Annotated in this window: 12 protein-coding genes; 4 read left to right on the top strand and 8 right to left on the bottom strand. The window is 44.5% G+C overall.

From position 1 onward, the window contains the following. Positions 1-72: 72 nt before the first annotated feature. Positions 73-3,126: a TonB-dependent receptor domain-containing protein gene (locus AC27KT_RS01065; RefSeq protein ID WP_487126665.1), complete on the top strand. Its 3,054-nt coding sequence runs from the start codon at positions 73-75 to the stop codon at positions 3,124-3,126. A gap of 123 nt (positions 3,127-3,249) precedes the next feature. On the opposite strand, the gene AC27KT_RS01060 is transcribed toward AC27KT_RS01065, so the two are convergent. Next, positions 3,250-3,444 (bottom strand): bacterioferritin-associated ferredoxin, encoded by a 195-nt coding sequence (locus tag AC27KT_RS01060; protein ID WP_025254510.1) that lies wholly within the window; start codon positions 3,442-3,444, stop codon positions 3,250-3,252. A gap of 263 nt (positions 3,445-3,707) precedes the next feature. Here AC27KT_RS01060 and AC27KT_RS01055 point away from each other — a divergent pair, with 263 nt between their 5' ends. Next, positions 3,708-4,313, top strand: a complete 606-nt coding sequence (locus AC27KT_RS01055) for a peroxiredoxin (protein WP_474873728.1) — start codon at positions 3,708-3,710, stop codon at positions 4,311-4,313. Between the two features lie 74 nt (positions 4,314-4,387). Here AC27KT_RS01055 and rnt read toward each other — a convergent pair whose 3' ends face one another. Next, positions 4,388-5,023 carry a ribonuclease T gene (gene rnt / locus AC27KT_RS01050; RefSeq protein ID WP_487126662.1) on the bottom strand — a complete coding sequence of 212 codons (636 nt, stop codon included), beginning with the start codon at positions 5,021-5,023 and terminating at the stop codon, positions 4,388-4,390. A gap of 336 nt (positions 5,024-5,359) precedes the next feature. On the opposite strand from rnt, the gene AC27KT_RS01045 reads away from it, so the two are divergent. Continuing rightward, the gene (locus AC27KT_RS01045; protein WP_487126660.1) at positions 5,360-6,232 is read left to right on the top strand and encodes a flagellar protein MotY; all 873 of its coding nucleotides are present in this window, start codon (positions 5,360-5,362) and stop codon (positions 6,230-6,232) included. Between the two features lie 37 nt (positions 6,233-6,269). Here the strand turns inward: AC27KT_RS01045 and glpQ are convergent, their stop codons facing one another. The 3 genes from glpQ to AC27KT_RS01030 form a co-directional block, all read right to left on the bottom strand. Then, a complete protein-coding gene (gene glpQ / locus AC27KT_RS01040) occupies positions 6,270-7,466 on the bottom strand; it encodes a glycerophosphodiester phosphodiesterase (RefSeq protein ID WP_487126658.1) in 1,197 nt (398 codons plus the stop codon). 136 nt (positions 7,467-7,602) lie between these two features. Continuing rightward, positions 7,603-7,998 carry a lactoylglutathione lyase gene (gene gloA / locus AC27KT_RS01035; protein WP_014948774.1) on the bottom strand — a complete coding sequence of 132 codons (396 nt, stop codon included), beginning with the start codon at positions 7,996-7,998 and terminating at the stop codon, positions 7,603-7,605. A gap of 265 nt (positions 7,999-8,263) precedes the next feature. Then, complete coding sequence (locus AC27KT_RS01030) at positions 8,264-8,974, bottom strand: SDR family oxidoreductase (RefSeq protein WP_487126656.1); 711 nt, start codon at positions 8,972-8,974, stop codon at positions 8,264-8,266. Positions 8,975-9,308: 334 nt separating this feature from the next. On the opposite strand from AC27KT_RS01030, the gene cspE reads away from it, so the two are divergent. Beyond that, entirely contained in the window at positions 9,309-9,521 is a 213-nt protein-coding gene (gene cspE, locus AC27KT_RS01025) for a transcription antiterminator/RNA stability regulator CspE (RefSeq protein ID WP_487126654.1), read from the top strand. Between the two features lie 454 nt (positions 9,522-9,975). On the opposite strand, the gene AC27KT_RS01020 is transcribed toward cspE, so the two are convergent. The 3 genes from AC27KT_RS01020 to AC27KT_RS01010 form a co-directional block, all read right to left on the bottom strand. Then, on the bottom strand, positions 9,976-11,394 hold the full coding sequence (locus AC27KT_RS01020) for a M20/M25/M40 family metallo-hydrolase (protein ID WP_487126652.1): 1,419 nt from the start codon (positions 11,392-11,394) through the stop codon (positions 9,976-9,978). A 199-nt stretch (positions 11,395-11,593) separates the two neighbouring features. Beyond that, complete coding sequence (locus AC27KT_RS01015; protein WP_487126650.1) at positions 11,594-12,316, bottom strand: endonuclease III domain-containing protein; 723 nt, start codon at positions 12,314-12,316, stop codon at positions 11,594-11,596. A 32-nt stretch (positions 12,317-12,348) separates the two neighbouring features. Next, positions 12,349-13,041: an electron transport complex subunit E gene (locus AC27KT_RS01010; protein ID WP_187446086.1), complete on the bottom strand. Its 693-nt coding sequence runs from the start codon at positions 13,039-13,041 to the stop codon at positions 12,349-12,351.

The raw sequence follows: 13,041 nt of genomic DNA, 5'->3' as shown, positions 1-13,041 counted from the left end.
TTATTCCCTGTTGGCATCAATTTATTTAATGTGACACTATAATTAAAATAATAAGCACATCGATTTTTTATCTTGCACTACAGCAATTTTGCGATAAGCAGGCAAACGAAAAAGGCAATAGAGAAGCTGCATGCCCTTGCGTGTTTGGCTGGTTGTCGTTCGCAAAAAAAAATCTGGAAACCTTCAATCTTTTCGATTGGTTCACCTTTGTATATAGCTTCCGGTGTATGCTTATTTCTGTCAGCAACCCCGTCACTCTCTGCGCAAGACGAAAACCGTTTACCCTCTGAAAAAACATCGGCAACTGTGCCTAATGCGTTTAGTTTTTCAATTCCAGCCCAAAACGCTAACGAAGCGCTAACGGAACTGGCAAAGCAAGCCAACACCACGTTACTGTTTCCATTTGACCTCGCGAAAAAAGTCACCACTAATGCAGTCAGCGGTACTTTTACGTTGAATGAAGCATTGGCTCAACTTCTAGAAGGAACGGATTTAGCCGTAGTAACCGACGAAAGTGGGGCATTGAGTATTCGTTCGCGCGCGTCGTTAACAGCAAAAAACGACGAGTACAAAAATGAAGAGCAGCCGGTAGAAGAGCAAGCTAATGGACTTGAAAAAATTGCTGTAGTGGGTACTCGTAATGCGCCACGAAGCGCCGTCGATTCGCCGGTTCCCCTTGATGTCATAGATGCACAAGCGCTGAGTTCACAAGGTAATAGTGATGTGCTGTCTATGTTGAGTGCTATGGTTCCTTCACTCAATGTGAACGACCAGCCCATTAATGACGCTAGCAGCTTGGTAAGGCCTGCAAATCTAAGGGGCATGTCTTCAGATCACACGTTGCTACTGTTAAATGGAAAGCGACGCCATCGTTCAGCCGTTATTACGTTCTTGGGGGGCGGTCTATCTGACGGTGCACAAGGCCCCGACATCTCGGTAATTCCCGCGTATGCTTTGAAGCAAGTGGAGGTGCTTCGAGATGGTGCTTCAGCTCAATATGGCTCAGACGCTATTGCGGGCGTTATCAACTTTGTACTTAATGATGCCCGTGAAGGTGGTAGCGCAGCGTTAAAAGTTGGTGGGTTCAGCGAAGGTGATGGTGAACTGTTTCAAATACAACTTAATAAGGGCTTTGCGTTAGGCGAACATGGCTTTTTAAATGCGACGGCAGAGTATCGGCAGCAAAATGGCACCTCGCGCTCTGTGCAGCGTAATGATGCCCAAGCGTTGATTGACCAAGGAAATAGTTTTATAGCTTTTCCTTCTCAGGTTTGGGGAGCACTTGACGTTAACGAAGATATTAAGCTGGCGCTTAATACTGGGGCAGACCTTTCGTCAACGTCACAGTTTTATAGCTTTGCAACTGCCGCGAGAAGGGAGATAAACGGGGGGTTTTACTTTCGAAATCCTCAAACCCGCGAAGGGGTATTTAGCCGAACGAACCCAAATACGGGGGAACGTCGTCTTATCGTCGCCGACTTAGACGGGTTAGATAACGGCATAGCGTGCCCTTCAATTACGCTATCGAATGACAATGTATTAGACAATGCAAACTACCAACTTATCGCTGATAATTCGACAGAGCTTGGCGCAAATTGCTTTGCTTTTAATGAGTGGTTCCCCGGCGGCTTTACGCCTCGATTTGGTGGCACAATAACTGATGCCTCTATAGCCATGGGCGTAAAACAAGAACTGTCTGGTGGTTGGGCAATGGACATCAGTGCTGCCCTGGGTTACAGCGATATAGAGTACGTCATCTCAAATACGGTTAATCCTTCTCTGGGTCCGCAATCGCCAACGACCTTTTCACCGGGTGGGGTATCGCAAGTAGAGCGAACATTTAATCTGGATTTTACGAAACTCATTCAAACCATCTTCGACGACCCGGTTAGCATTGCAGTTGGTGTAGAGTGGCGAAAGGAAACGTATTTTCAAAAAGCTGGAGATGAAGCTTCGTACATTGCAGGGCCTTTTGCTTTAGAGCCGCCGATAGGTTTAAGTCAGGGCTTTTCAATTGGCTCAAACGGCTTTCCTGGTTATCAGCCGCAATCTGCCGGGCACTGGAGTCGCAGTAATTGGGCAATGTATGCGGATTTGGAGTTTTACGTTACTGACTCATGGCAGTTTGGTGTGGCGACACGGGTAGAGCATTTTAGTGATTTCGGGTCAACATTTGATGGAAAGCTAAGTACCCGTTACAAACTTAATGACACATTTGCATTGAGAGGTTCGGTAAACACAGGCTTTAAAGCGCCGACAGTAGGGCAAAGCAACGTTATTAATGTAACTACGGCCTATGGCCTTAATGGCTTAGAAGATCAAGCTACTTTACCCCCTACAGACCTTATATCGCTCCAGTTAGGTGCTACGCCACTGACTCCGGAAGAATCTGCAAACTTCAGCCTAGGCGTGGTTATGCAAGCAGGTGACAGTTTCTTTGCCACGCTTGATTACTTTAACATCCGCCTTGCCGATCGCATTAGTACAACGTCTGCCATTCCTTTGACCGACGACGATGTCAACGCACTTATTGCTCTAGGCCGTCCCGATGCAGCGAGATATAATTCAGCTAAATACTTTACCAATGACTTTGACACAAAAACACAGGGTGTCGATTTAGTTGTTAATTACAACTTCGCTTTACATGATTGGTCAAATGCATTGCTCATTGCCTACAACTGGACAGACACGCAAGTAGAACGGGTTACTCTTTATCCAGCGCTGACCGATGGCGAAATACAGCTTCAACCTAATCTTACTTCGGCACGAATACGAATGTTAGAGGATAATCTACCTGCGCATCGAGGCAGCATTACACTAGAGCAATCGAGAGGCGCATGGGCATTCACTTGGCGACTGAACTATTATGGAAAGTTTTATGAAGATCATCTTGATGCATCTGCTGGTTTAAATATTTACGGCAGTCCACTCACCACTTTTGATGCGCAGCTCGCTTGGAAAATATTGCCTGATACTCAGCTTAAAATGGGGGCGCAGAACTTGTTTGATGCGCTACCAGATGAAAACCCGTTTAAAGGGGAAGTGGGAGCGCTATATCCACCCACCTCGCCAGGCGGCATTAACGGTGCATTTTACTATGCTGGTATCGAATATAGCTTTAAATAACCCAAAGCAATGGCCAGGCGACTTTTGAAAGAGTAAAAAGGTGGGAAGTTAAAGTGAAACGGTATAACCATAGCCTGCAGTTCAAATAGCTATAATAGGCTTGCTAGAATAAGGTAGCGCTATTTAGCCAACGTCTTTGAACAGTGACTCATCAATAATGGTTTGATCAATGATTTGTTGTGCCATATTTATGCATTTACCGCATTGAGAGCCAAGCTCTAAATGTTGACGTAACTCACGCATATTTCCCACACCGTTTTCTTCAACGGCAGCGCGAATGCTTTTATCAGTTACTCCATAGCACATACAAACAAACATTAAACGTACTCCAAATGAATCTGTAAATGATAATAATTGTTATTCTTTACTTTAGCAAGTGGATAATGACAAATTTAATACAAGGTCAATGGGGAAAGACTGAACCAAGTGGGAGTGTTGGTAGGATCAGTTAAAAAAACTTGTTGTTTAATATTGTTATTTTCCTATTCGTACCTATTTCGTCTGGAAGAAATTTCATATCCAAGTGGTTACGCAACGTAATCGCTTCTATTATTACAATCCAAATATAAATGGAGAGACTCATGAGTGTATTAGTTGGCCGTCCAGCCCCCGATTTTACTGCAGCTGCGGTACTTGGTAGCGGTGAAATCGTAGATTCATTCACGCTAAGTGAAGCAATCAAAGGCAAGAAAGCTGTTGTATTCTTCTACCCACTAGATTTTACGTTTGTATGCCCGTCGGAGCTTATTGCTTTTGACAAGCGTTTTGACGAGTTCAAAAAGCGTGGTGTTGAGGTAATTGGTGTGTCTATAGATTCTCAGTTCTCTCACAACGCGTGGAGAAATACGCCAGTAAATCAAGGTGGTATCGGTCCGGTTAAGTACACCCTCGTTGCTGACGTTAAGCATGACATCTGTCAAGCTTACGATGTAGAGCATCCAGAAGATGGCGTAGCGTTCCGTGGCTCGTTCCTAATCGACGAAGAAGGCATGGTACGTCACCAAGTAATCAACGACCTTCCACTTGGCCGTAACGTTGATGAAATGCTACGCATGGTTGATGCACTAGCATTCCACCAAGAGCATGGTGAAGTTTGCCCAGCGGGTTGGACTGAAGGTAAAGCGGGTATGGATGCGTCGCCTGAAGGTGTTGCTAAGTACCTATCTGAAGAAGCAGACAAGCTATAAGCTAAACTGTTAGTAAATGATAAGAAAACAGCGCCTTTTGGCGCTGTTTTAGTTTATAGCTAGGCTTCGCAAATCTACCCTTGACTCTCTATTGGCCAGCCACCTAACGCTTTGTATCGGTTTACCATATAACAAAATAGCTCTGTGGTTTTCTGAGCATCGTACAGGGCGCTATGTGCTTCGTTTTGATCAAATGCAATCCCCGCAGCACGGCATGCCTTAACCAAAACAGTCTGACCTAAGGCGAGACCTGCAAGACTGGTGGTATCAAAAGAAACAAACGGGTGGAACGGTGTACGCTTTATATTGCAGCGTTCTATCGCGGCATTGACGAAACTTTGATCGAATGTTGCATTGTGAGCAACAATAACTGAACGTTGGCAGTCTGCATTTTTTTGCGCTTTGCGGATACCTTTACACAAGTCCTTCATGGCCTCGCTTTCTTCAATGGCCCCTCGCAAAGCACAATTAGGATCGATGCCGTTAAATTCAAGCGCAGCGGGCTCTAAATTTGAGCCCTCAAACGGGTCAATGTGATAATGAAAGGTTTGATCAGGATGAAGTATACCGTCTTCATCCATTTTCACCGTTACCGCAGCTAATTCTAACAGGGCGTCAGTGCCTGCATTAAATCCAGCTGTTTCAACGTCGATAACAACGGGAAAGTAACCTCGAAAGCGCTGGGAAAGAAGGGGCGGATTGGCAGACATAAACACTCTTGTAATACTGGATTGCGTAAAATAGTTGGCGGCTTTGATGCTTACCAACCTACGAAACATATTGTGTAGGAGAATTATCGCAAGGATACCTCTGAGTTGCCAGTTTCAATTTGTAATCAATAAATCAGATACATAGCAATGGTACAAAACGCGAGTGGTATTAAACGCTAAACTTTTCTACAATTTGGACGATATTCTTAATAAGCGTGCAAAAATTAGAGGATTCACTTTGTGGTCCTGCGTGTAAACTGATTAATCAAGCACATAAATTTACGGCGTATTAATAACCTTTATCCGTATTAGTTTGTCTTTCGTTGTGGTGTCGAAATGGTATCGAAATTAAAATATATCGCTTTATTGGGGTTGGTGGGGTCATTGTCTTCCCACGCTGCCATGCGGCAATATTCCGCAACTATAGAAAGTTCCAACTGGCGTATTGCTAGCGACACCCGTCTTCAGTGTACTCTCAACCACGAACTACCGGGTTATGGCGAAGCTATGTTCACAAGCACAGCATCGAAGCAGCTTAATATGGAGTTTGAACTGGACATGCACTTGTTGCCAAACAAGTTTGACATGGCTGCAGTTTATTCAGTACCGCCTAAATGGATGCCAGGCGTTGCGCCTAAAACTATTGCCGACATGTCTATTCGTAAACAGTACAATGGCGACTTACCACAAGACGCTGCGTGGACAATGCTGTCTGAGTTAGAGAAAGGGTTTTGGCCTACAATTTACTATCAAGACTGGTATAACAAATACGACCAAGTGAGTGTGGCGCTAAATGCCAGTAATTTCTCCGGCGTATACCGAGAATTTGTAAAGTGTGTATCGAATTTATTGCCGTTTGGTTTTGATGACATTGCCTACACGGTATTGTCGTATCAAAACAACAGTACAGAGCTAACCAAATATTCGCAGAAGCGCTTAACCATGATAGGTGAATACTTAAAAGAAGACAGCGAGCTTGAGCTTGTGCTTCTTGATGGTTACACCGATAGCTACGGCGGTCGCTATAATAATGAACAGTTGTCTATTCGACGTGCTAACGAAGTAAAAAGCTATTTGACTACGCTAGGTGTACCTGAAGATCGAATTCAGTTAACAGGCCACGGTGAGAAACGCCACATTGCGCCAAACGATACGCGAGAAAGCCGCGCCCAAAACAGACGCGTGGTGGTGCGACTTTCAAAATCCTAGGCGCTAATTGTCGCGCCTACACTCGCTTTTAAATGCGTTAGTTTAATTTTTCTCGCCACCTTAATACCGGTACTAAATGATCGGTGAAAACTCCGTCAGCACCTACCACCTTGTCTAAAACTTCCAAGACTTGTTCTGAACTCATACCTGCCGGTAGTGCATCATGTCGGTAGGTGTAGGGGTGGATTGTCAGGTTATTTTCGTGGGCGTAGGCAATCCATGCCGCGGCTTCTATTTTTCCTTGAGCCATCGCTTCATTATCAAGTAAATGGCCTAACCAAGGGCCTATGCCGTCGGTATACAACGCAACCTGCTGCATGCCTTCCTGAGTGCGCAGCCAGTTATAATCTGTGTCGCTTTCGCCCCAGTCATTTTCGCCAATCAGCATCACAACTTTGCCTTTATAGCCCAGGGTTTCACGAATGCGCTTAACTTCGTTAAAATCGAAGCATTGCAGGTAGCTATTACCGCTCTCTCCACCAAACCCGTAAGCATTTAAAGCATCCACAACGATTTTACTGGCATCAACGCCTTCTTTAATGTGAAAGGCAGGGGACTTTACTTCAGGATAAACCCCTACAGACGTCCCAAATTGGCGATTTAGCTCGCTGATTAGCTCAAAGTGTTCATTTAACGTGGCCACTTTAAAATTAGCACGCGTGCCGCGGTACCTATTTTTAAAAACTTGCTTCCCGTCACTGTTAGCGCGCTCGTGTACCCGTAGTTGTCGCAGTTCTTCAAGAGTAAAATCACGCGCGTAATAGCGTCCGTCATCGCGGTGGCGTGCAGGAAACACATCTTCTACATTGGTGACCGTTTCTAAGTGGATGTCGTGTAGCACAACGGGTATGTCGTCTTTGGTGATAACAACATCTTGCTCAATAAAATCAGGGCCCAGAGAAAAGGCGAGGGTAGCTGCTTCGAGGGTATGCTCAGGTAAATAGCCCGACGCGCCGCGATGGGCTATCACGGTAAAGTGCGTTTCAACATTTTCTTGTGTGTCAGCGTGTGTTTGCGCACTCTCGTTATTTGCAGCCATGGCCGATAACGCACTGCCAGCAGCAACTGCACCGGTAAAAGCGACAAACAACGCTGGCAGAATAGCGGCCAGTATTGCTATTGGCTGACTGCGTAAGCCTATATTGTGCGCTGCTCGAGATTTCCGACATATCGCTGTTCTAGCTTGGCTTTTGTTTTTATCATTTTGCGAAAATAATAAGCGGTTACGTAGCATGTCGTGTCACTCCATGTGGTTTTTCATCGGTTTTTTTCCAGTGCCGCACGTTTTTAAGTTGATAGTTTGGCGACTTAAGCGTTCAAATCGCTCTGATTACGCTGGCTGCATCTTTAGTTCTTGTTTTTGAGCCATTTCATAGCGAAATGGATTTATTTTGTATGAGTTCTATTGCATACCCATCGGGGTCGCGAACAAAAGCAATAACAGTGGAGCCGCCTTTAACTGGCCCCGGTTTACGATATACATCAGCGCCATTTGTTTCTAAGTTTTCACAAAACTGATAGATATCATCGACCTCAATCGCAATATGACCATACGCGTTACCTTTATCGTAGGTGTTGTCGCCCCAGTTATAGGTAAGCTCTAAGACGGTACTCTCGGTTTCATCGCCATATCCTACGAAAGCTAGCGTGTATTCATACTCTTTGTTTTCAGACTGACGAAGAAGGCGCATGCCCATTAGTGAGGTATAAAAGTGAAGAGAGGCCTCTAAGTTTTCAACTCGAAGCATGGTGTGAAGCATTCGCATAATAAATTCCCATTGGAGCCACCGGAATAATGCGGTGGCACACTGCACTGTGATTGCGTGTTGGGCGTTACTTTTTGTACACATAAATACTGTGGGTACTTTATTTTAGTAAACGCAAACAACACGCTTTTATGATAATTAGGAAATGTTAACGCTTTAAGACAATATTACAATTCTAGTTAAACGTACTATACCTGCGGTAACACGCCGCGATTACGAACATTTTAAGTCTCGCTGAGTGGGTAATTATCTATGCGGACTGGTATTAATAGCCCCATAGGCCGATATTATCAATTTTAAGACGGCGAGGTTGGCTCAATAGGTACACCACCATGTTACCTAAATCTTCATTTTGAATCAGGCCTTCGTCCACTTTCTCTGTTACTGCTTTCTGCGACTGAATCAGTGCAGGGTTTAGGGAATGTACATGAATACCGTAGGGGCGAACCTCTTCTTGCAACGCTTTTCCAAGCCCCACCATCGCAAATTTTGATGCACAGTAAACGCCTGCATTGGCATAGCCGTTCAATGCCGCCTGAGAAGCGATATTGATAATGTAGCCTTCCTTGTTGTTAATCATGTGAGGCACGACCTCTTTGCTCATGAGAAAAGTCCCTTTTACGTTAGTATCCATTACTTCGTCCCAATCATCTTCACTGGTTTCCCAGATAAGCGTTTCTTTACCAAAACCACTGTTATTAATTAGAACGTGTAGCTCGCCAAATGTAGCTTTTACCTTTTTGACAAAGTTGGCGACCTCATCGCTTCTTGATACATCACAAACTTGACCAACGACCTTGCCCGGGAATAGGGCGTCGAACTGTTCTACAGTCTGCTTGATCGTATTTTCAGTACGCCCGCATATGGCGACGTTCATTCCTGCTTCAAGCAGAAAGTGTGCGATAGTTTTACCTAGCCCTTTTCCGCCTCCAGTAATAATGGCTGTTTTACCTGCTAACGCATACATGTCTGTCATAACTTAAACCTTAATGAAAAAAATAAGGTTAACCGAGCTTTCAACTGCCTTGAACAAACATACGTATTCAGCTTCTCAAAAAACATTTTTGTAAAAAAGTTGTGTTTTGGTTAAAAAATAAACTGAAAACTAGTGGACATTACTCTCAATAACCTGTACCTTTCGCATCGCTCTAGATATGTTATTTGCTTTACCTAATACTGCGCTGTACCTCTTTTTTAAATCTTTCAAATTGAAGTTTTATATAGATATACAACTGCTTTACTAGCTTGGAGATGTCTATAGCTATTCGGTGGTTTCCACCATTACATCAATTTTTTAAAAGGTTTTTATTATGTCTAATTCTGTAAACGGTACAGTTAAGTGGTTCAACGAAGAAAAAGGTTTTGGTTTCATCACTCCTGAAGCTGGCGGCAAAGACGTATTCGTACATTTCCGTTCAATTACTTCTGACGGTTTCAAAACGTTGAAAGAAGGCCAAGAAGTTAGCTTCGAAGTTGAACAAGGCCAAAAAGGTCCACAAGCTGCTAACGTAGTAGTTCGATAAGACCTCTATGCTTATCTAGGGTCATTTCTCTTATCTGAAGTGGCCTCATAAAATATGGGCTCTTTCTGAAACTTTGTGTTCACGCAAGAGCCTAATTATCGTTTTTCGATTTCTTTACCCAACCTGCGAGGAATTCAAAAAAAACAACATTAATAAAGAAGTATTTACTATGCAATTTCAAGATTCCATTTCTACCTTTAATAGCGCCATATCACATGCGTTAATTTCTAATATCTCCATAAATAAAACAACCGTTGCCTTTAAACATGCGAATACGTATAGGCATGTAGAATTGCCATCAAGGCAAGAAGCAAAGCGATTTGTTGCCCAGCTTATTCAAGCGCAATAAAACGTAAGTATTTCGGACTAGCAGAGGCGAGGGCAAGCAGAGTACTGGTAAGCATTGGCCAGCACGAGATGCACTGACCAATGTTCGATGATTACTAACGTGTAACTACTGTTTAGCTTTTAAGTTAACGTCCGAGTCAGCTAGCAAGTATATGCTTGCTGCGTAGGCTGCAATATTTTGCGCAAGCTCATCGGGGTCAATTTTATCTAAGGTATCATCTGGCGTGTGGTGAAGATCAAAATAATCTCTACCGTTTTGGTTTAGCCTAATCGTTGGTACGCCTTTCGCTGCAAGCGGAATAATGTCAGGGCCGCCGCCAGCAATGTCTGAACCGCCACGCACTATCCCTAGCGGTGATAAAATCTTCGCGATTTCGTCGACTAGCACAGTCGCTTCGGGGTTCACGTTTGACACAAGCTGCCAGATAGTTTGCGCGCCAAAGTCAGACTCTGTGGCCAGAACGTGGTTTTCAAGGTTCTTTTCGTGTTGTTTAGCGTAAGCAAAGGCGCCTAATAGGCCCACTTCTTCAGCGCCAAACATAACCACACGAATGGTGCGTTTTGGGCGCTCTGGCAGTGAAGCAATTAACGCAGCAGCTGCCGTGGTAATAGCAACGCCCGCGCCGTCATCAACAGCACCAGTACCTAAATCCCAGCTGTCTAGGTGGCCGCCAATAAGGATAATCTCTTCGGGCTTCTCACTGCCCACTAAATCCAGTATTACGTTGCCGCTGTTTACTTCGCCTTTCCATTTCGATTCAGAGTGAAGCGACAATGACAGCGGTTTACCTAAGTTATGTAAACGTCGTAAATGGTCTGCGTCAGGGTTTGAGATAGCGACTACGGGAATATCTGCCCAATTATCGCCGTCTGAACTCATCATGCCTGAATGAGGAAAACGATGAGAGTCAGAACCTACTGAGCGCACGACCAGCGCTTCAGCGCCACCGCGTTGCGCATGTTGCCAACCAATACGGCGACGTTGATTTGCTTGACCATAGCCTGCACCTGTTTGGCTTTTAACCATGGCGTCGCCATCGACAAATGCAATTTTGCCTTTAAGGGCACCATCTTTAACTGCGGTTAGCGCGTGAATGTCTCTGAAATAAACGATGTCTGCATTGATCTCCCTTTCAGAAGGCGCTGCGCCGCCAAGGGCTGTGCCGTAAAGTGGTTGGGCATAAGGCGCCGTGAGTGAAATGTGTAGGTGGCCTCTATCCCAAAATGGCATAGTGAATTCTTCTATGCTGACTTTATCAAAACCAAGACGCTCGCCTACCACCACGCCCCAATCTCTGGCTCGCTTTTCAGCTTCAGAGCCGCCTAAGCGAGGGCCAATCTCAGTGGTTAGTGATTCAACAATGCTGTAGCCTAAGTCACTTTTCAGCGCTTTTTGAATTAATGCTTCCGCATTTTTCTTTTGCTCGTCAGTAATGGGGGAAGTTTCTGCAAAAACACCAAAACTGCATGCACTTACTAATGCACCAAACGCTAGCTTTCTAGCGATAGTATTCAATCGAGACATGTGTTCTCCATGGATTTATTTTTATATTTCTTTTTTATTTGCGCGAGCAAAACGTTAACCCATCCATCATAGCCAATTTGATTGTCCCTTTCGAGGCAAACCACAAGGCTAAGTCGTATGTTAATCGCAAAATCGTTTGTGTGAGTAAGTGAATGGAATTAAAAAAAGAGGAGCCTAATGGCTCCTCTTTAAAAATGTTCTATTTGCGCTTCTTTTTAAGCGCCAACTTTTGCTTTTTCTCTTGTTCTTTCAGCACTTCGTTAATAAAACTCTTTCTGCCGAACTCACGTGTGATAACACACTTGTTTAAGTCGAAACCGCGGGCAGGGCAGTATTCTCTACCGTACAAGATAATCTGTAGATGCAGGTCGTTCCATCTTTCTCTAGGGAACAAGCGTTTTGCGTCACGCTCTGTCTGCTCAACACTCTTTCCGTTCGACAAACCCCAGCGGTACATTAAACGGTGAATATGAGTATCTACCGGGAAAGCAGGAATGCCAAAGCCTTGAGACATAACCACAGCAGCAGTCTTATGACCCACAGCGGGCATGGCTTCCAGCGCTTCAAAGTTTGCAGGCACTTCACCATTGTGCTGCTTGATGATCATGTCAGACAAATGCCAAATGCCTTTGGACTTCATGGGAGACAAACCACAAGGACGGATAATGTCTTGTATTTCTTCAATACTCATTAGCACCATGTCGTAGGGATTATCTGCGCGAGCGAATAGCTTTGGCGTAATTTGATTAACGCGCTCGTCGGTACATTGAGCCGACAGTAGAACTGCAATGAGCAACGTATAAGGGTCTTTATGATCTAAAAAGATAGGAATTTCCGGATAAAGGTCATCCAGTATTCGCATGATTTCTTTTACTTTTTCCTGCTTAGAAAGCGGCTTGTCCGGCTTAACTACATCATTCATTTCTAAATACTTTTTTTTGCATGTTTTAGCGTTTAGCTTTCGGCGGTAACGCGTACCCGTTCAGCCTTTACTGCTGGCGATGTTTGCTTAGCGGCTAACTTTGCATCAATACTGTTTTTGATAGCAATGAGAAGACCCATACCTAAAAAGGCACCAGGCGGCAGTATCGCAAGCAAAAACGGATTTTCAGTGTTGAAAAGCGTTATGGTCCAGTTCTCAGCAATTGAGCCAAACAGTCTGTCTGCCCCTGCTAGTAATGTACCTGCACCCAATATCTCGCGCATACCACCTAAAATGACCAGCACTGCGGTAAAACCCAGTCCCATCATGAGTCCGTCGTAAGCAGAGGCGAGCGGCCCATTTTTCGACGCAAAGGCCTCTGCGCGGCCTATGATGGCGCAGTTAGTTACAATCAGCGGAATGAAAATACCTAGCGCTAAGTAAAGGTCATAGGTGTATGCATTCATTAATAGCTGAACAATGGTAACGAACGCAGCAATGATCATAACAAAAACGGGAATGCGAATTTCGTTTCTTACCACATTACGAACGAGTGAAACGGTAACGTTACTGCCAATGAGTACCAACATGGTAGCAAGGCCTAACCCGAGACCATTGATAAACGTCGCGGTAACGGCCAATAGCGGGCACAAACCTAACAGTTGTACCAGCGCAGGATTGTTCTTCCAAAGCCCTTGTAAAGACAGGTCGCGAAAATCAGTCAC

The sequence above is a fragment of the Alteromonas sp. 5NW40-0090 genome (assembly GCF_057552975.1).
Note: the sequence above shows the minus strand (reverse complement) of the source record. Positions and strands in the feature narration are given on the sequence as shown.

Excerpts from the sequence above, each read along its gene's own strand:
- AC27KT_RS01015 (WP_487126650.1), bottom strand. The coding sequence starts at position 12,316 with ATGAATGATGTAGTTAAGCCGGACAAGCCGCTTTCTAAGCAGGAAAAA.
- gloA (WP_014948774.1), bottom strand. The coding sequence starts at position 7,998 with ATGCGAATGCTTCACACCATGCTTCGAGTTGAAAACTTAGAGGCCTCT.
- cspE (WP_487126654.1), top strand. The coding sequence starts at position 9,309 with ATGTCTAATTCTGTAAACGGTACAGTTAAGTGGTTCAACGAAGAAAAA.
- AC27KT_RS01055 (WP_474873728.1), top strand. The coding sequence starts at position 3,708 with ATGAGTGTATTAGTTGGCCGTCCAGCCCCCGATTTTACTGCAGCTGCG.
- glpQ (WP_487126658.1), bottom strand. The coding sequence starts at position 7,466 with ATGCTACGTAACCGCTTATTATTTTCGCAAAATGATAAAAACAAAAGC.
- AC27KT_RS01020 (WP_487126652.1), bottom strand. The coding sequence starts at position 11,394 with ATGTCTCGATTGAATACTATCGCTAGAAAGCTAGCGTTTGGTGCATTA.
- AC27KT_RS01030 (WP_487126656.1), bottom strand. The coding sequence starts at position 8,974 with ATGACAGACATGTATGCGTTAGCAGGTAAAACAGCCATTATTACTGGA.
- AC27KT_RS01045 (WP_487126660.1), top strand. The coding sequence starts at position 5,360 with ATGGTATCGAAATTAAAATATATCGCTTTATTGGGGTTGGTGGGGTCA.
- AC27KT_RS01060 (WP_025254510.1), bottom strand. The coding sequence starts at position 3,444 with ATGTTTGTTTGTATGTGCTATGGAGTAACTGATAAAAGCATTCGCGCT.
- rnt (WP_487126662.1), bottom strand. The coding sequence starts at position 5,023 with ATGTCTGCCAATCCGCCCCTTCTTTCCCAGCGCTTTCGAGGTTACTTT.